We start from the raw sequence: 18,075 nt of genomic DNA on the forward strand, positions 1-18,075 counted from the left end.
ATGTGAGTAGTGTTAATTTAACAATTGCAGATAAAGTATTATCGATTAATGGTGAATTAAGTCGCCATAGCCTTGCTCTTATTAACAAGAACAATTATTCTAACTGCTTTTCGTTTGATCATGTTACGGTAGACTTAAGCGCCGTCACTAAAGTTGATACTGCAGGTCTTGCTTGGTTATTTTATTTGCTTGAACAAAGCATCGCACACTCTTGTGAAATAACCTTTATGCATTTACCCGAAAAATTATACAAACTAATAGCGTTAAGCGGCGTTAACGGTCTATTGCCGGTAACCGTAAGCGAATAACACACAGAATAATGTAGGAGAATTCGCTTGGAAATAAGTGAAGTAGAAGTACTAATTAAGCAACGTGTAACTGAAGCACTCGAACTTGATGAAATACAAGTAAAATTTGATGGCTCGCAATGTCGTATTATCGCTGTAAGTGATATGTTTGATGACTTAAGTCGAGTTAAGCGTCAACAAGCGGTATTAAAGCCTTTAGCTGAGTTAATTAAAGACGGTAGCGTGCATGCTGTTTCAGTGAAAACATACAACAAAGCGCAGTGGCAACGAGATAAAATGTTTAATAGCTTATAAGCTGTTGAGTTTACTTCGTTGATTTAATTTTAGTTTAAAAGAAAGTAGTGATTTATTTTGGAAGCATTTAAAGTTATTGGTGGTACGCCTCTTCAAGGTGAAGTGGTTATTTCGGGCGCAAAAAACGCAGCTCTTCCTATTTTAATGTCGGCATTATTGTCAAAAACACCAATAGTTTTTAGTAATGTTCCGCAGTTAAATGACATTTTAACCACGGTTAAACTGCTTACGCAGTTAGGCGCTAAAACACAGTGGTTAGCTGACGATGAACTTTCGATTGACGCCAGTACTATTGATTTATGTCGTGCACCTTACGATTTAGTTAAAACGATGCGTGCTTCAATTCTTGTGCTTGGCCCATTACTCGCTCGTATGGGACATGCTGAAGTTTCGTTACCGGGTGGTTGTGCCATTGGCGCTAGACCAGTTGATTTGCACATTCAAGGTCTTAAAGCCATGGGTGCCGATATTGATGTTGAAAATGGCTATATTGTCGCTAAAAAAGATGGCCGCCTAAACGGTGCTAATATCTTTATGGACACGGTTAGTGTTACCGGTACGGAAAACTTAATGATGGCTGCAGCGTTAGCTGAAGGCACTACTATTATTGAAAATGCAGCACGTGAGCCTGAAATTGTTGATTTAGCTAACTGTCTTATTAGTATGGGCGCTAAAATTACTGGTGCAGGTACCGATACCTTAACTATTGAAGGTGTTAGTGAGCTAAATGGCAGTGCTTATCGTGTTATGCCTGATCGTATCGAAACAGGAACTTTTTTAGTTGCTGCGGCAGTAACGCAAGGTCATATCAAATGTTTAAATACTGACCCTAGTGCATTAGAAGCGGTATTAAGTAAGTTACAAGAAGCTGGCGCTACAATTAATACGGGCGATGACTGGATTGAACTAATCATGTCAGGACCTGCTAAAGCTGTGAATATTAGAACAGCACCGCACCCAGCGTTTCCTACTGATATGCAAGCACAGTTTATGACGATGAACGTTTTAGCTCAAGGTACGGCGACAGTTATAGAAACCATTTTTGAAAATCGCTTTATGCATGCTCCTGAATTACAGCGTATGGGAGCCAATATTTCATTAGAAGGTAATACCGCGATTGTTAAAGGCGTTGAAAGCCTAAATGGCGCACAAGTTATGGCCACTGATTTACGCGCTTCTGCAAGTTTAGTTATTGCCGGCTTAGTTGCTAAAACGCCAACACAAGTTGATAGAATTTATCATATCGATCGTGGTTATTTACGAATTGAAGATAAATTACAAGCATTAGGTGCTAACATTACCCGTATTCAAGTTGAAAGTTAGCTTTAAATAATACTTAACGTTTATTAGTTACATTTAGGTTAAAAAATAATATTTATCGCCCGATTAACGAGAGTTAATCGGGCTTTTTTATACTTTTAAAGCAAAAAAGTTGAGTTTAGGTTAACTAGCGAGGGTTGTAGCGCCCTTGACTTAATATGTGGTTGGGATCAAGAGCGTCTTTGATAGCATTAACGGTTTGCCAAAAAGGTGTCTCTTTATTTAGTAACCATTGCTGTTGATCTATATTTAAACGATAAGGCACAAAGCCTTTTTTTAAGCCGTTTTCTACTAAGTCTTTTAAGCAGTTATGTGCATCGCTAACCGCTTGAGGGTTGCTTAAGTCAAAGACTATTGGAATGGTACTATCAACACAATCATGTCGTAAATTAGTAAATGTTATAAAAGGCTCGATATTATACTTAGGGCAAGTATCACGAATAAAATCAACAAATTCACGCATTTTGCCTGCTTTCATTGTAATTAAAGGAGCGTACCAAAGCAGTCCGCAACCATCTTTGCTAGGCGATAATGCCGCTTTATCAAATGAGGATGCTTGTGGGTGTCGCCAATAAGCAAGTTTTAAGGCGACTTTATTTGGCTTACCCAGCATGATCTCTTTCCCCTTGTTGAAGGAGTTTAGTTGCTCACTAATAACCTTTAAAGGGGCGACTTTTTCAATTAACCACTGAGGTAATGCCGATATTACTTTATTGGCACAGGTAATCAGCAAACTATTTGAATAAACACGTTTACAAGGAAGGTTTTTGAAGAGGGCGTTTATCTCACATTTTACGGCACTAACCACCGCTTTACTGCCGTAAATAGTGCCGACAATAGTCCAGCACGGTGCTTGTAATTCTTTGCCTAGTCGGAGAATATCTTTTTGATGCATAACACTATGTGTATCTTCGCCATTTGGGTTTGTGGCAAACATCGACAAAATACGTCGCTTATCCATTAAATTAATTGAGCCGACAATACCTTCATAATCTTGCAGTACTTGCCTTATCAGAGGAACAACATCTTCAAGTTGATTGTCATCGTTTAGCTGGATGAAAAAAGAAGTGAAATCGGGTTTTTTCTTCGCTAAACGAAGTGTCATTTGACTAACTACGCCTAAGTTTGACTGAGTAAATAAACCATCTAAATATGGGCCTACACCCCATTTAAATGTTTTATCAACAAACTGCTCTTGAGATTGATCAAGTTCATTGACCGCAGATTGAAAAGGGCTGCCATTTGCCCAATAGCCTTGAATACTGGTGACCGCACTAAAATGGTCAGTATAAGGGGTAATACCGTAACCTCGTTCTAATGCATTTGACAGTATTGAACAGTCTGGCCCAGCTCCTGTTACTGGTACCATGTAACTATCGCCAAGCGAAATTAAGTAGTCACTGAGCTGTTGTTGGGTAACGCCGGGTTCAAGTGTAATTAAACCAAGTTCAGCATCAAAATCTATAATTCTAGTTAGCTGACTGAGATCAAGTATTATTATATTTTCGCCTTTCCCGGCAGGTTGAGATGTGCCGTAACCCCAGTTATTTCCAGTGCTCACTGGGTATAGAGAGAAACGTAAAGCCTCATCTTTAGCGTAATGGTTTGCTAAATCAAGTAGCACTTTAATTTCAGAGGATTTTTTGATGATAATAACCGCCAACAGTTGTCGTTTTTTTTCTGAGAAGTTATCCAGTCCTTCTGTTCCTTGAAGGTACTGTGAAATAACGGTGCTATCGGCAGACAATGTTGAATCTATAGATAGTTTTTCTTGGATTAGCGCTAATAATGCAGTGTTCATTTGCTATGATCTTCTTATTAGATTATTTAAGTAGCTCTAACTGCTTAAGCTGTTTTTTTATATCTTTTTCTATGGTTGTGTATAGGCTTTTAAAGCCAGGAGACAAGTTTTTCATAAATATCTCTGGATTAATATAATAAGGGGCGCGTAAGCCATGATAATCAACAGGAGGGCCTAGCTGTTCAAAAGCAATACCAATAAAGCGCATGCTTCTTGCTAATCTTGGCTCCATCATCACGTAAACGTGCCTTATCCCTGTGTTCATCCCCATAGTAGCGGCAGCCATGTATAAACCAATAGCGATAAAAGGGAAGCAACGTAATTCAGTTTCAGAATAGCTTACTTCGCTGATAACCCCGGTTGCGGAGCCTTTATAGTGATCGGCTTTACGGCGTCTGAAATCTGACTTAACCGCCAGCCGTGATATTTCAGCGATTTCATTACGGTTAAAACGCTCAGGGCTTAGGTTAGTATTGGTTATAGAGTGCAAACAATATTTTTCAATAGGTAGCAATTGACCCGGCTTTTGTGAGGTGACTAAACGAACGCAGCTGGTAAAAGTGTCCGTTGGCTTGTGCTTAATTAATGAGAAAATTGACTGTTCGTCGAACTCATCTTTTTCTTGACCGTCTGGCTTAATATCTTCAAATGCAAGTTCTTCGCAGTAAACGTTGTGTCTAATTTTAAATGCTTCTTCTTTTAACGTTTGATTAACGGCTATGTGAGGTTGTAAAAATTGAGTAAAATGATCTGAAATGCTATGCGCTTCCCTGCTTGCTTTTATCGAAACAATTTTTTTGGTGATATCACCAATAATTGGGGTGTTAAGTAAACGTTTATTCCAGTTCATTAGTCTTCCATATTGTTTAAGTAAATAATGACAAACGATTATTTGACCTAAGGTCTGCTCGAATATTGCACTATGTGCGTTCACATTAAAAGCGTATTGGTATAATTATAGTCCGATACTTTGAATAACCCTCAATTAATATATTTTTAACTCCTTGAATGACTGAAGTGCAGCTTATAGCAGAACCTCTTTAAGCTCAGGTTGGCTTAGAAAGTCTTTTGGGCTTGCTGATGCGCCATAGGCTCCCGATTGAAATACCACCACATAATCATCAATTGTTGCTGTGGGTAAGGTGACCTTATCTGCCAAAATATCTAACGGTGTACATAATGGGCCGACAATCGAAACTTGTTCTCGTTCATCTCCTGCAAGCTTGTTACCTATAGCAACAGGGTAATTCTTACGAATAACCTGACCAAAATTACCTGAATTAGCTAAATGATGATGTAAGCCGCCATCACAAACTAAATAGCTTGTGCCACGAGATACTTTTTTATCAATAACTTTCGTGACATAAATACCAGCATCACCTACTAGATAACGACCTAATTCGAGAATCACCTCAACATCGGCAAATTTCGATTTAAATGATTTGAGCACCGTTGTAAGTTGATTGCCAAGGTACTCTATATCTAAAGGTTTTTCATTCTTAAAGTAAGGAATACCTAAGCCGCCCCCCATATTAATATAATCAATTTTTGTCGGGTTATATTGTTGTGCTAATGTGATGAGTTTCGTTGCTAAGGATAATGTTTGTTGTTGCGTTGATAATATCGCGTCAGCGTTAAGGTTTTGTGAACCTGAATAAATATGGAAGCCGCGTAAGTTGATATGCTCAAAAGGTAATTGAGGAATTAATTCAGGTAGTGCTTCTTCATCAATACCAAAAGGTTTAGCACCACCAGACATTTTCATACCAGAGTGCTTTAATTCAAACTCAGGGTTAACCCTAATTGCTATATTTGCTCTTAGTGAAAGTTGTTGCGCAGTATTTGCTACTCGACTTATTTCCGTGGGTGATTCTACGTGTAGGGTAACTCCTGCGATAATGGCTGCGCTAATGTCTGCGATTGTTTTTCCTGGGCCAGCAAAGCTAATGTTGTTTGCAGGCATACCGGTTTGTAGTGCTAGTAACATCTCCTTTTTAGATGCAACATCAAAGCCACTTACTTGTTGAGCAAGTAAATTAACAATCGGTTGATAAGGATTGGCTTTTATCGCGTAATGCAAGGTTATATCGCTAGGTAGAGCGGCTTTTAACGAGGCTACTTTTTCGGTAATGATTTGTTTGTCATAAGCATAATAAGGAGTACTACCGAGTAATAATTCAATATTGGTCAAACTTAAGCCACCAAGTAGTAGTTTATTATTATCATGCTTGAACTGTTTAGGAATGGCTCTGGCTTCCGTTAGTTTTTCGCTATTTTTTATCATTGTTTATCTCTATAACGCTCTGTGATGTTATTAACTTACTGAGAAGTATTGTCATACTGTTGTTTAAGTAAATTACGGTCAAGCTTGCCATTAGCATTTTTAGGTAAACTATCGAGTATTATGAACTTCTTGGGCACCATGTAATTTGCTAATGATAAACTACAATGCTGCTGTAATGTGCGCTCAATTACTTTATTTTCGTCAAGTGGACTATTATCAAGGAGCGATAGTACAGCAATAATAGCTTGGCCTAATTCTTTGTCTTGAATGCCTAAAACAACGACCTCGTTAATATTAGCTTGTTGTAAAATAACTTCTTCTACTTCACTTGGACTAACACGATAGCCAGAGGTTTTTATCATTTCATCTTGGCGGGCAATAAAATATAAAAAACCATCAGCATCACGTTTAACGAAGTCACCGGAATAAACCGCTAGTGGTGATTTTTCGCAATTAATGGCAAGTGAGGGAGTCGCTTTAAAGCGCTGTTTAGTTGCCTCAATATTTTGCCAATAACCTAAACTAACTAACGGGCCAATATGCACTAATTCACCAACTTCATTAACTTCACATTCACTACCATCAGGCCTTAATACTAACACTTCGGCATTAGGGATTGCTTTTCCCATAGAGCCAGTTTTATTATCAATTTCATCGGGTGATAAATAAGTTGAGCGAAAAGCCTCTGTTAAACCATACATTAAATAAGGTTTAGCTTGAGGTAGGTATGATCGTAGCTGTTTAATAACCACTACGGGTAATACCCCACCAGAGTTTGTGAAATATCTTAATGATTGGGTTGAGTATTCATGCCACTTAGTCTTTATAAGTTGTGCCCATAACGGTGGCACGCCTGCAAGACCTGTAATTTTATACTTCGCGACAGCTTTAAGTACGTCATTAGCAAACAAGTAATCTAACAAAACACAGCGCCCGCCCACTAGAAACATGGTAGTTAATTGGTTTAAACCATAGTCAAAACTTAGCGGTAATACAGCTAACAGTCTGTCTTCTTCGGTGTTTTCTAAGTATTTACTTACGGATTGAGCGCCCAAAATCAGATTTTTATGGCTAAGCATAATACCTTTAGGTTTACCGGTGCTACCTGAGCTATATAAAATAGCGGCTAATTGCTCTGATGGGGCTAATATAGTTGAGTTATTTGAGCTTAACCCCTGTGTGGTTAGTTCGTGCGTATCAGTGGTATTCTGTTGGGCTAAATTACGCCAGCAATGAATTTTAACTCCATCAATGCTATCAACCTTTTTTATATTATTATCGTTTAAGTCGGTAATAATAATGTGTTTAATACTTTTTAGCGCAATGAGTATCTCTTGTAATGCTGTGAAGCGTGCAATATTTGTAACCAGCACTGATATTTGACAGTCGTTAATAATGTGCTGAACTTGTGGGGCTTTTAACACTGGATTAATAGGCACAAAGACCGCATTAGCTTGACTACAAGCAAACATCGCTTCGACATTATAAAAATTTTTGGCTAAATAAATACCGATACGATCACCTGCTTTTACATTCAGCGACTTATAAACATTAGCCACGCTGCTTATATGAGAGTTTAATTCTTGATAAGTAAGCTGCTGATCTTTTTGTTGTAATGCGATGCTATTAGGTGTTTTTTTTGCAGAATTACTGATGAGTTGGTGTACGAGAGTAGTCATTTTACGTCCAGATAAATTTCTTACTACGTATTAAAATGCGTTAATTAACCCAATTAAGAGGTTAATCAGTTAATAATAATGAAGCAATATACCTTGGCTGCGGTATTTTAACAACGCTATTGAGCAGACATCAGTGATTGTTTGCAGTTAAGTTGAACTAGGCGTCTGTAATTGTGATTGGTAGTGTTATTTTAAAAAGGGTGGTGCCAGCGTCAGACTCTTCACAGCTAATTGTTCCTTGCATTAGTTGAACGACTAAATTATAAACCACACTTAAGCCTAAACCGATATTATGACCACCCATTTGAGTAGTATAAAATGGATCGAATACTTTACCCATTAAATACTTATCAATGCCCTTGCCATTATCTTGATAGGTTATCTCTAAATGCTCAGTGTGCGCTTTCGGAGCGTTTTTATGCTTTACGGCAATATCAATAATAAGATTTTTTCCCTCTTGTTGGCCATGTTCTCGTGAATTATTGATTAAATGCTCTAACACTTTCTGCAATGCGGTAGGGTAGCCTTCTATGCTTATATTATCGCCATGTATATTTACTTCATCTTGATGAGTAAGTAGGTTAGTTGCTATAGCCTCACCCTGACTTTGTAATTGCGTTAATATATTAAACTTCTCTTTTTTGTCTCCAGCGAGTTGGGTTGATAGCAGCTTAAAGTGGCTGACTAACTCAGCAGCAGTGTTCATATTATTCAATGCTAAGTTGCAGCTTTGCTCTAATGTGGTAATAAACTCTGTGAACGTGTTTTTAGTGATCTGGTTAGCTTCAACCTGTAGAGAAAGGTTTTTAGTCATATATGCTATATGGGAAATTGCCGTGACGCTATTCCCTAGCGGCGTGTTTATTTTATGTGCAACACCTGAAACAAGAATGGTTAATGCGGACATTTTTTCAGACTCAATTAACTTTGCTTGCGTAGTGCGTAGATTTTCTAACGTGATTGATAGGTTTGTGTTTATATTTTGTATTTTTTTACGTCGGCTATGTAATAACCCTAGAAAAACGCTCAAAATAATAACGATTATACTGCCGAAAATAATAATAAGAGTGCTACGCTGCTCAACATTATTTATTTTTAACTGTTTAATCTCGTTGGCTTTATTTAAAGATAAAATATCTAAGTTTTTGGTTACAGTACTTAGCTTTGTGATGTAGCTAGTTAACTCTGCATCATTAATATTCAGCTGTATTTTGGCGAGTATATTTTGGTAGTTGTGCAAGGCATGAAAAGCTTCTTTAAATTGTTTACGTTTCTCATAGCGTTGTGTTTGTAATTTATAAGCCTCTGCGAGGGTTGTGTATTTTTTTTCTTTTTCGGCGATAAGAATAATATCTAATAATAAGTCTTCACTTGCTTTGTCTTGCTCGGTTTCATTATATAATTTCGCTAGCTCTAGTTGGCTGGCGAGTAGCCCTTTAATAAAATGGTTCTCTTTTCTTATTTCTATCGCTTTAAGTAAGCTCAGCTGAGCCTTTTCAGGCTCATTTTTTACTTTGTAAATAAGCCCTAAATTATGGTACGAGTAGGAAGAGTGGAAAGTTAACTTGTTTTTAAGTCTTATTGCTAAGGCTTGTTGATGTAATTCTGCTGCTTTCTCATATTGTTCTAAGCCAAAATAAGCTTCCCCTAAATTGTTATAGGCCTGGCCTAAATATATAGGATCATTGCGTTTCTTATTAAAGTTGAGTGAATCAGTTAAATAAGGGATAGCTTCTTTATAAAAGCCCAACTTAACAGAAATATAGCCAAGCGCATTTTCGGTGTTGGCGCGCTCGTATGTATAGTTTTGATGGGGTTTAATAAAGTCATAAGCTTTTGCGTAATGCTTAATGGCTTGATTACCTTGCTCGGTGTGCCAGTAACTGGTTCCTTGAATATAGTGCAGTTTCCATTGAGCTAATGGCGATGGATTATTTTTAACTACGTTTGCTATTTCTTCTATAACAGCAAAAGCCTCGGAATATTTATTAGTATATAAATAAGAGTAAACTTTGATTTCTAATAAATTAAGAGTTTGATGAACGGTGTTTTTTTGTTCAAGCAAATAGTTAGCCTGAGTTAATGCTTTGCTAGGGTCTGATATTAATATTTTCTTTAAGGCTAAATACTCATCTGTATAAAGAGGCGCTTCATTGCTCAAAGCGGTTTGCTGTACACTTGCTAATGAATACAATAAAAATATACAAACGTACGTTATGTGTCGTGACGTATTACAACGATAATCTTTTAAAAAATACATAGGCAGTAAGTTTAATGTGCGATTTTAATGGGGATAATTTCCATAGCGGTTTGAAATCCTATTTTATAAAGCTCATGTTTTTGTTCTTTGGTCATTTTAAAGTCAACGGCAGAGTGTTCACCAATATTAATGACAATGGTGTTATGCCAAAAACTTTCATTAATATACTCACGAGAAATTGTTGTCATAAAGGTGCGAATTAATAGTGTTACGTAGTTATAAATGGGAAAAAAACCATTAACCTTTAAATGATCGTATTCGTGCTCGCCACGTAAACGAAAGCATAAAACGGGGGTACCTTTGTTATCCCAGTCTCTATGCAAAGCATCTTCAGATAAAATACTCCCATCGACCATAATCCGTTTACCAAAAGGTTTAAAACTAAACACGAGGGGAATTGACATGGAAAAGCGTACTGCAGTTGATACTTTCATGTCAGGAGTTAAATCGGCATTAAAAATAACGGGTTTACCGTTAGTGACATCCGTTGCCACTATGTGTAGTTTTTTTTCTAACTGAGAAAAGGTTTTCCCTTCTAAGTGACTATCAACCCAACGCTCAAAGGCATCGCCAGAGCTTAAACCGCCGTGACGTATTAGCTTGAGTAGTGAGAACTCTCTAAATTGCTGATAATTAGTTTTTAAGGCAATGTTTTTAATTTGATTAATTGGCATGCCAGCGGCATAAAAACTGGAGATAATACTGCCCCCTGATACGCCAACTAAATCCTTAAAAGGAACATCAAGTAACTCTAGTGCTTTTAATACCCCTAAATGAGCAGGCAGGCGTGTACCACCGCCAGCAAAAATAGGTACTATCGCTTTAGTCATTTAGCTTCCTATTCGGTATGAGACTATAGGTGTCTTTTATTTTATTCAATTAAGTATGGCTAATGTTTGGTTTTTTGCGAAAGATATTGTGTATTTATTCTGAGCTAGGTAGGCTAAATTATTAATACTTTCTATTAACACGAGTATTCAAGGAATATTATGAAACTCTTTAATCGTATTGTTGTTTTTTTAAGTTTATTTATTGTGAGTTATAGCAGCCAGGCAAATGATAACTTTGTTAATGTTGTCGCGAAAAATAAGCTTTCTGTTGTAGGTATTGGTATACATACACCAACCAGTCGCCCACAGAATATTTTAAGGGGGACGGGCTTTGTTATAGGCGATGGTACTTATGTGGTCACTAATGCTCATGTACTGCCTGATATGCTAGATGAGAGTTTGCGACAAGAAATGGCAGTATTTATTGGCTCTGGTAAAGAAGCTAACGTTAGAAAAGCTGAAATTGTAATTACTTCCAGCCTTTATGATCTTGCGGTGTTAAAGCTATCAGGGAGTCCATTACCCGCAATGACACTCGCTGCTGACGAGTTTTATCCTGATGGTAGCTATATTGCTTTTACAGGGTTTCCCATTGGTGCAGTATTAGGCTTATATCCGGTAACGCATCGCGGTATTATTGCCAGTTTAACTCCCACAGTGATTCCTGCACCATCAGCAGGGCAGTTAAGTTTGAAAATGCTCAAGAGTATGCGTAACCCTTATTTAATTTACCAGTTAGACGCTACTGCTTACCCCGGCAATAGTGGTAGTGCGATGTACGATATGAAAACAGGTCAAGTAGTTGCCATTATAAACAAAGTGTTTGTACAAGAGACTAAAGAAGCGGTGATCAGTAAACCTAGTGGCATTACTTATGCTATACCTGTGAAGTATTTACGAAAAATTTTACGTGAGCAAAAAATTAATCTTTAATGTGAATGTATAATACGCTTTGCTCGGTGTACACATTATTAGTCACTTGCTACTAGCTCAGAGCCGGTGAGATTTTTAGCAGGGTATAAGCTTGATAAAGGTACCAACTCAATATTATTCTGCTTTAAGGTAGGAATGAGTTTGGTGAGTGCGCTTACTGTCTCTGGGTGAGGATGAGCAATCGCAATCGCAAACTTTTGCTTTTTAGCGTAACGAATAAGATGTTGAAATTGCTTAGTAATATATTCGTCGGTTAATTCATTGTCTAAAAATACATGGCGCGAGTTAACAGGAACACCAATATCGACAGCTGCTTTTACTGCTTGGGAGCTAGGGCTGGTTTTACTGTCTAAAAATAATAAATCTCGCTCTTTTAGAAAACTCATCGTCCAAGTCATAGGTTTATAAAGTTTAGTTAAGTAACTACCCATATGGTTATTAATACCAATAGCAAAAGGTATATCATTAAATGACTCGGTTAGGCTTTTGTGAACGGCTTGTTCATTCATTGCGCTAGTGATAGCCCCGGGCCCTAGATATTTTCTATTATTTGCTTCCATAGGAATATGGATAATAACGTCATTTTTTTGCTCATTTGCCTTTATTGCCAGCTTTTTACCATAAGTAGTATGAGGGAGCATTGCATAAGTTACATTACCAGGTAGCGAGAGTGCTTTTTCGTCGGTGTACCGATAACCCATATCATCAATAACTATGGCAACTTTCACTGTTTCAGCAGATAAGAACGGGCAATATATAGTAAGAGAAATCGATAGGGCGATTAAGAATTTTTTTATCACGGCTTAGAATACTTATTTTTATAATAGTTATAGAGTAACAATAAAATATAGCCGATTGAAGCGTATTATATTGATTTTATTGTTATGTAATATAACAGGCTTGGTTTACTTGTTTAGGTTACTTAGAATATATTGGCGCTTATTTACACCAAAGTTTTGGGTTTACTGCTTCGCCACGATGGCGTATTTCAAAATATAACCCTGTTTGATCTTGCCCGCCACTTTGTCCAACAAGGGCAATGGGTTCACCCGTTTCAACGCGATCACCTACAGATTTAAGTAAAGCTTGATTATGCGCATAAAGACTCATATAACCATCACCATGGTCAATAACAGTAAGTAACCCGTAGCCTTTAAGCCAGTCTGAAAATAAAATAGTACCGCTGTGAATAGTTTGTACTTGCCTACCCACAGGAGCAGATAATAAAACACCTTTCCATTTTAAATAGCCTTGTTTATTGCTACCAAAGCGATGCAGCATTCTTCCTTTAACAGGCCAAGATAGTTTGTTTTTTAGCTTACTTAAGCCAACGAGATCGGCTTCAGCTTGAATTTGTTTGGCTAGCTTTTGTAAGGCAAGGTTTAAGTTACTTTCTTCCATTTTAAGTTTGGCTAGCTGCTGTTGACTTGATAATAGTGATTTACTGAGCTTGCTCAAGGTATCGCTACGCTGACTTTTTCGCTCTTTTAACTGTTTACTTTGTGTCAGTTGTTTGTCTTTTAATACTTGTAACTGCTCAATTTTTTCTTGATGTTGGTGCGTGACTTTTTGCAGCTCGATGATGGTACTTTCAAATTGCTCAATTTCAGTGATACGCGCTTTATTAAAATATTGATAATAACTAATCGTGCGCTGTATCTTTTCACTTTGCTCTTGGTTTAAAAGTAACTTTAAGTAGTCGTGTTGCCCTGTGGTATAAGCTGAACGGAGTTGTTGTGCGAGTAAACTTTCTTGGTGAATTTTATCTTGGGTGAGTTGCTTTTTCTCTTTAGCAAGTTCAGTGATTTTTTTTTGGGTTGTTGATAATTGTGTTTCAATATCATTAATTTTTTTTGCGGTACTGGCAATGGCTAAATCATCATTTTTTAGCTGTAACTCTAAAGCGGATCTTTTCTTATTGGTGTCATAAATGTTAGATTCTTGCTTGGCGATAGCTTGTTGAATATCACTGAGCTTGGCTTTGTTCTTTTGCTGACTTTCTTGATAATCGTTACTTTGCTCACCTTTAGCGTAAGACAAGTGACTTATTACCAGGCTAATTAAAGCTAAGCCTAGTAATAAGTAATGATTTATAAAACGTCTTTTGCTAATAAATTGCAGACTAGTCAATAGTGCCATAACTAAGATGAGGTAATTTAATTGTTAAAAAACAAATATATCACTTAGTTAATGGCATTAATACTCTCCCTGTCATTTCTACCGGCTGCTCTATGCCCATTAAGTGTAAAATGCTTGGTGATATATCACTAAGTGTGCCTGTCGCTTCGGGAACTGCACTTCTGCCAACGTAAATTAAAGGTACAGGTTCACAAGTATGTGCAGTGTGAGCTTGACCCGATACTTCATCTAACATTTGTTCTGCATTACCATGATCGGCAGTGATTAAACACTCACCACCAGTTTGTTGTAAGGCATCAACAACGCGCCCAATACAAGTATCTACGGCTTCACAAGCTTTAACCGCCGCATCAAAACTACCTGTATGTCCGACCATATCGCCATTCGGGTAATTACAAACAATAAAGTCATACTTACCACTGTGAATTGCTTCAACTAGTTTATCGGTTAACAAAGTTGAGTTCATTTCTGGTTGTAAGTCATAGGTGGCGACGTTAGGCGATGGGATTAAAATACGTTCTTCACCATCAAAGGTGTCTTCTTTACCACCACTAAAGAAAAAGGTAACGTGAGCGTATTTTTCGGTTTCAGAAATACGTAATTGTGTTTTATTATGTTTAGCTAACCATTCACCCATAACATTATTTAATGCGGCTGGTTCGAAAGCACTCGGGGCATCTATATCAGCAGAGTATTGAGTTAACATGACAAAATTAGCGATGTTAGGTATTTTTTTACGGGTAAAACCGTCAAAGTTGTCTTCGGTAAAACAACGGCTAAATTGACGCGCTCTGTCAGCTCTGAAATTCATAAAAATTAGTGAGTCACCATCATTAATTTGCACGGTATCTCCATTTGGCTGAGTAATAGCACTGGCACCAACAAACTCATCATTTTCATCTCGCTGGTAAGCGTCAGCTAACGCGGTAAGTGCATTATCGTATTGGTGAAGTCCTTCACCGCTTACCATCAAGTTATAGGCGGCTTCAACGCGATCCCAACGTTGATCTCTATCCATTGCAAAGTATCGACCAATAATTGAAGCAATTTGTCCATTGCCATTAGGGAACAGCTCTGCAAATTTTTGTTGTGCTTTTTCTAATGAGGACTTGGCACTGCGCGGTGGAGTATCTCTGCCGTCTAAAAATGCGTGCAAATAAACTTTGCTTGCACCACGTTGTTGAGCAAGCTCTATCATCGCAAAAATATGTTCTTCGTGGCTGTGTACACCACCAGGTGATAATAAACCGAATATGTGGACGGCTTTGTCATTTGCTACTGCCGAGTCTACTGCTTGGCATAGAGTAGGGTTTTGAGAAAACTCCCCATCTGCAATTGATTTAGTAATGCGAGTAAAGTCTTGGTAAACCGTACGACCTGCACCTAAATTAACATGACCAACTTCAGAGTTGCCCATTTGTCCATCAGGCAAGCCAACAGCCATACCTGAAGTGTTTATCAGCATGTTAGGATAATTAGCTTTTAAATTATCTAATACTGGCGTGTTAGCGCTCAATATGGCGTTAGAGCTTGAGTCTTCTCTGTATCCCCAACCATCTAATATCATTAGAACCATAGATTTTTTATGTGCCATGTTGTTTCCTATCACTGAATGCTGAATTACTTTAGGGTCTGTTGAATAACTATTGTACACAGTCATTTCGGGATATTCACTAAGGATTTACAGGAGAAATATTCCATAGTGAGTTACTAAATTTTCAATAAAGGGTTAAGCTCGCATTTCTAAAAGACTTGGGTATAATATGCCGATTAAAATTATTAATAATAATGGTTACTAAACAATGGATGAATTAATTACTTTTGCGGGCAATAACGGCATGTTAAGTGCTATCTGGGTTGCACTTGTTGTGATGATTATTGTGACAACTATTCGCATGAAAATGTCACCGATTAAGCAAATTAGCCCACAAGATTTGACATTTTTAATGAACAGAGAAGAAGGTATTGCTTTAGATATACGTACAGATAAAGACTTTAAAGCTAATCATATTCTTGATGCTGTTAGTTTATCTAATGAAAAAATTACTAAAAACGGTTTCGCTAGCCTTGAAAATAAAAAAGACAAGCCCATCATTGTAGTATGTAGTGCTGGATTAAGCGCTGTTAAAGTTGCTAATGATTTATCAAAGGCAGGTTTTGAACGCGTTAGTATTTTAAAAGGCGGCATGAACTCATGGACTAGCGCCGGCTTACCACTAACCAAAAAATAAAAGCTAATAAATAAAACTCTACTATAGCTGCAATATGCACTAAGAGTCTTGTTATAAAAAATTGAGGTGAGAACAATGGCGAAAGTAGAGATTTATACCAAAGCATACTGCCCATACTGTAGTCATGCTATTGCGTTATTAAAACAAAAGTCAGTTAGTTTTGATGAAATAAAAATAGATGATAACCCTTCATTACGCAGCGTAATGATTGAACGAAGTCAAGGTGCCTATACAGTACCACAAATTTTTATTGGCGATAAACACATCGGTGGCTGTGATGATTTAGTCGCATTAGATGCTAAACAGCAGCTCGATACACTACTTACTACACCTTAATAAATGTTATCTAACAGCGAGTCATTAGCTCACTGTTATTTTTAATTTTTAGTTGTTATGGCTTATGCGAGCCAAACAAAAAATCATATAAAAAATAGGAATTATCATGTCAGACGAGAACCAAGCAGTATCAAATGAAGAAGCACCAACAGCAGAATTTGCTATTCAGCGTATTTACACCAAAGATGTATCATTTGAAACGCCTAATTCACCAGCTATTTTTCAAGCTGAATGGAAGCCTGAGATAAAGTTAGATTTAGATACGCGTTCAGCTAAGCTAGGTGATGATACCTATGAAGTTGTATTGGCTGTGACTGTTACTGCGACTGTTGAAGGTAAAACTGCCTTTTTAGCAGAAGTTCAACAAGCGGGTATCTTTACTATTGGTAATCTTGCAGAAGCACAGTTAGCACATACTATTGGTGCATTCTGTCCAGCAACATTATTCCCTTATGCGCGTGAAGCTATTGCGAGTATGGTTAATCGTGGTTCTTTCCCACAATTTAATTTATCACCAGTGAACTTTGAAGGGTTATTTACTTCATATATGCAGCAACGTGCAGCGCAGGCACAAGTACCTGAAAGTAGCGAAACGCATTAATCGTTTTTAATTTATTTCACAAGTGATAATTAGGTAGTATTAATGACCCTTTCTGCAGATATAACCGTACTTGGCGCTGGCTCTTATGGTACGGCTTTGGCTATTTGTTTAGCTCGAAATGGTCATAAAACACTATTGTGGGGGCGCGATCGAGAACATGCGGTAGCGATGAGTCAGGCCAGAGAGAATGTTAAATATCTTGGTGGTTGCCCTTTTCCTAAAAGCTTATTGGTTGAAGCTGATTTAACATCAGCGGTACAGGCGAGTAATAACATTCTTGTTGTTGTGCCGAGTCATGCCTTTGGCGATATGCTTAAACAAATAGCGCCAATGTTAAATAGTAACAGCCGTATTGCTTGGGCAACTAAAGGACTTGATCCACATACCGGAGCATTATTGCACACGGTTGCTCGCGATATTTTAGGGCAAGATATTGCCCTCGCTGTCTTATCTGGGCCTACTTTCGCCAAAGAAATGGCCTCAGGCTTACCCACCGCAATTTCATTATCATCAACTGATGATGTTTTTGTCGCAGAGTTGTCTGATTTGTTGCATTGTGAAAAACGTTTTCGAGTTTATTCGAATAACGATTTTATTGGTGTGCAGCTTGGTGGTGCAGTTAAAAATGTTATTGCTATTGCAGCGGGTATTGCTGATGGTATCGGCTTTGGTGCCAATGCAAGAACTGCATTAATTACCCGTGGTTTGGCTGAAATGACCCGTTTAGGATTAGCATTAGATGCTCAAGCGTCAACGTTTATGGGTATGGCTGGCTTAGGTGATTTAGTCTTAACATGTACTGATAATCAATCCCGCAACCGTCGCTTTGGTTTAGCACTAGGTAAGGGTGATGAAGTTGAGCAAGCTATATCAGAAATTGGCCAGGTTGTTGAAGGTTATCGCAATACCAAAGAAGTTTATATGCTTGCTCAACGAGTTGGTGTAGAAATGCCAATCGTTGAACAAGTTTATGAAGTACTCTATCGAGGTTGTGATGCTAAAACCGCAGCCGCAAACTTGCTTTCTAGAGACAGGAAGTTTGAATAGTCCGTTATAAAA

Annotated in this window: 17 protein-coding genes; 8 read left to right on the forward strand and 9 right to left on the reverse strand. The window is 37.7% G+C overall.

What is annotated here, in order from left to right; all coding sequences use genetic code 11:
* Positions 1-2 precede the first annotated feature (2 nt).
* The 3 genes from KO495_RS09530 to murA are packed head-to-tail and all read left to right on the forward strand — an operon-like array spanning position 3 to position 1,925.
* Positions 3-308 (forward strand): STAS domain-containing protein, encoded by a 306-nt coding sequence (locus KO495_RS09530; protein WP_215980173.1) that lies wholly within the window; start codon positions 3-5, stop codon positions 306-308.
* Between the two features lie 27 nt (positions 309-335).
* Positions 336-602, forward strand: a complete 267-nt coding sequence (locus KO495_RS09535) for a BolA/IbaG family iron-sulfur metabolism protein (RefSeq protein ID WP_215980174.1) — start codon at positions 336-338, stop codon at positions 600-602.
* 57 nt (positions 603-659) lie between these two features.
* Positions 660-1,925, forward strand: coding sequence for a UDP-N-acetylglucosamine 1-carboxyvinyltransferase (gene murA / locus KO495_RS09540; RefSeq protein ID WP_215980175.1), 1,266 nt, complete (start codon positions 660-662; stop codon positions 1,923-1,925).
* A gap of 124 nt (positions 1,926-2,049) precedes the next feature.
* On the opposite strand, the gene KO495_RS09545 is transcribed toward murA, so the two are convergent.
* The 6 genes from KO495_RS09545 to KO495_RS09570 form a co-directional block, all read right to left on the reverse strand.
* On the reverse strand, positions 2,050-3,723 hold the full coding sequence (locus KO495_RS09545; protein WP_215980176.1) for an FAD-binding protein: 1,674 nt from the start codon (positions 3,721-3,723) through the stop codon (positions 2,050-2,052).
* Between the two features lie 22 nt (positions 3,724-3,745).
* Positions 3,746-4,573 carry a PEP-CTERM/exosortase system-associated acyltransferase gene (locus KO495_RS09550; protein ID WP_215980177.1) on the reverse strand — a complete coding sequence of 276 codons (828 nt, stop codon included), beginning with the start codon at positions 4,571-4,573 and terminating at the stop codon, positions 3,746-3,748.
* Between the two features lie 174 nt (positions 4,574-4,747).
* Entirely contained in the window at positions 4,748-6,007 is a 1,260-nt protein-coding gene (locus tag KO495_RS09555) for a pyridoxal-dependent decarboxylase, exosortase A system-associated (protein WP_215980178.1), read from the reverse strand.
* A 35-nt stretch (positions 6,008-6,042) separates the two neighbouring features.
* Positions 6,043-7,686 carry an acyl-CoA ligase (AMP-forming), exosortase A system-associated gene (locus KO495_RS09560; RefSeq protein ID WP_215980179.1) on the reverse strand — a complete coding sequence of 548 codons (1,644 nt, stop codon included), beginning with the start codon at positions 7,684-7,686 and terminating at the stop codon, positions 6,043-6,045.
* Between the two features lie 157 nt (positions 7,687-7,843).
* The gene (locus KO495_RS09565; RefSeq protein ID WP_215980180.1) at positions 7,844-9,847 is read right to left on the reverse strand and encodes a tetratricopeptide repeat-containing sensor histidine kinase; all 2,004 of its coding nucleotides are present in this window, start codon (positions 9,845-9,847) and stop codon (positions 7,844-7,846) included.
* A gap of 110 nt (positions 9,848-9,957) precedes the next feature.
* Positions 9,958-10,776, reverse strand: coding sequence for a patatin-like phospholipase family protein (locus tag KO495_RS09570; protein WP_215980181.1), 819 nt, complete (start codon positions 10,774-10,776; stop codon positions 9,958-9,960).
* 159 nt (positions 10,777-10,935) lie between these two features.
* Here KO495_RS09570 and KO495_RS09575 point away from each other — a divergent pair, with 159 nt between their 5' ends.
* Complete coding sequence (locus KO495_RS09575; protein WP_215980182.1) at positions 10,936-11,709, forward strand: serine protease; 774 nt, start codon at positions 10,936-10,938, stop codon at positions 11,707-11,709.
* Between the two features lie 38 nt (positions 11,710-11,747).
* Here KO495_RS09575 and KO495_RS09580 read toward each other — a convergent pair whose 3' ends face one another.
* The 3 genes from KO495_RS09580 to gpmI form a co-directional block, all read right to left on the reverse strand.
* On the reverse strand, positions 11,748-12,509 hold the full coding sequence (locus KO495_RS09580) for a divergent polysaccharide deacetylase family protein (protein WP_354668378.1): 762 nt from the start codon (positions 12,507-12,509) through the stop codon (positions 11,748-11,750).
* 139 nt (positions 12,510-12,648) lie between these two features.
* A complete protein-coding gene (locus KO495_RS09585; RefSeq protein ID WP_252738898.1) occupies positions 12,649-13,749 on the reverse strand; it encodes a peptidoglycan DD-metalloendopeptidase family protein in 1,101 nt (366 codons plus the stop codon).
* A 139-nt stretch (positions 13,750-13,888) separates the two neighbouring features.
* Positions 13,889-15,442, reverse strand: a complete 1,554-nt coding sequence (gene gpmI, locus KO495_RS09590) for a 2,3-bisphosphoglycerate-independent phosphoglycerate mutase (protein ID WP_215980184.1) — start codon at positions 15,440-15,442, stop codon at positions 13,889-13,891.
* 208 nt (positions 15,443-15,650) lie between these two features.
* On the opposite strand from gpmI, the gene KO495_RS09595 reads away from it, so the two are divergent.
* The 4 genes from KO495_RS09595 (at position 15,651) to gpsA (ending at position 18,063) form a co-directional block, all read left to right on the forward strand.
* Complete coding sequence (locus KO495_RS09595) at positions 15,651-16,079, forward strand: rhodanese-like domain-containing protein (RefSeq protein WP_215980185.1); 429 nt, start codon at positions 15,651-15,653, stop codon at positions 16,077-16,079.
* Positions 16,080-16,154: 75 nt separating this feature from the next.
* Positions 16,155-16,415: a glutaredoxin 3 gene (gene grxC / locus KO495_RS09600; RefSeq protein WP_215980186.1), complete on the forward strand. Its 261-nt coding sequence runs from the start codon at positions 16,155-16,157 to the stop codon at positions 16,413-16,415.
* Positions 16,416-16,521: 106 nt separating this feature from the next.
* Positions 16,522-17,016 (forward strand): protein-export chaperone SecB, encoded by a 495-nt coding sequence (gene secB, locus KO495_RS09605; RefSeq protein WP_215980187.1) that lies wholly within the window; start codon positions 16,522-16,524, stop codon positions 17,014-17,016.
* Positions 17,017-17,058: 42 nt separating this feature from the next.
* The gene (gene gpsA / locus KO495_RS09610) at positions 17,059-18,063 is read left to right on the forward strand and encodes an NAD(P)H-dependent glycerol-3-phosphate dehydrogenase (protein ID WP_215980188.1); all 1,005 of its coding nucleotides are present in this window, start codon (positions 17,059-17,061) and stop codon (positions 18,061-18,063) included.
* Positions 18,064-18,075: the final 12 nt, after the last annotated feature.

Source organism: Colwellia sp. D2M02 (assembly GCF_018860755.1).
Taxonomy (GTDB): Bacteria; Pseudomonadota; Gammaproteobacteria; order Enterobacterales; family Alteromonadaceae; genus Colwellia; species Colwellia asteriadis.

Excerpts from the sequence above, each read along its gene's own strand:
- gpmI (WP_215980184.1), bottom strand. The coding sequence starts at position 15,442 with ATGGCACATAAAAAATCTATGGTTCTAATGATATTAGATGGTTGGGGA.
- KO495_RS09545 (WP_215980176.1), bottom strand. The coding sequence starts at position 3,723 with ATGAACACTGCATTATTAGCGCTAATCCAAGAAAAACTATCTATAGAT.
- KO495_RS09570 (WP_215980181.1), bottom strand. The coding sequence starts at position 10,776 with ATGACTAAAGCGATAGTACCTATTTTTGCTGGCGGTGGTACACGCCTG.
- grxC (WP_215980186.1), top strand. The coding sequence starts at position 16,155 with ATGGCGAAAGTAGAGATTTATACCAAAGCATACTGCCCATACTGTAGT.
- KO495_RS09575 (WP_215980182.1), top strand. The coding sequence starts at position 10,936 with ATGAAACTCTTTAATCGTATTGTTGTTTTTTTAAGTTTATTTATTGTG.
- KO495_RS09560 (WP_215980179.1), bottom strand. The coding sequence starts at position 7,686 with ATGACTACTCTCGTACACCAACTCATCAGTAATTCTGCAAAAAAAACA.
- KO495_RS09550 (WP_215980177.1), bottom strand. The coding sequence starts at position 4,573 with ATGAACTGGAATAAACGTTTACTTAACACCCCAATTATTGGTGATATC.
- KO495_RS09595 (WP_215980185.1), top strand. The coding sequence starts at position 15,651 with ATGGATGAATTAATTACTTTTGCGGGCAATAACGGCATGTTAAGTGCT.
- gpsA (WP_215980188.1), top strand. The coding sequence starts at position 17,059 with ATGACCCTTTCTGCAGATATAACCGTACTTGGCGCTGGCTCTTATGGT.
- KO495_RS09555 (WP_215980178.1), bottom strand. The coding sequence starts at position 6,007 with ATGATAAAAAATAGCGAAAAACTAACGGAAGCCAGAGCCATTCCTAAA.
- secB (WP_215980187.1), top strand. The coding sequence starts at position 16,522 with ATGTCAGACGAGAACCAAGCAGTATCAAATGAAGAAGCACCAACAGCA.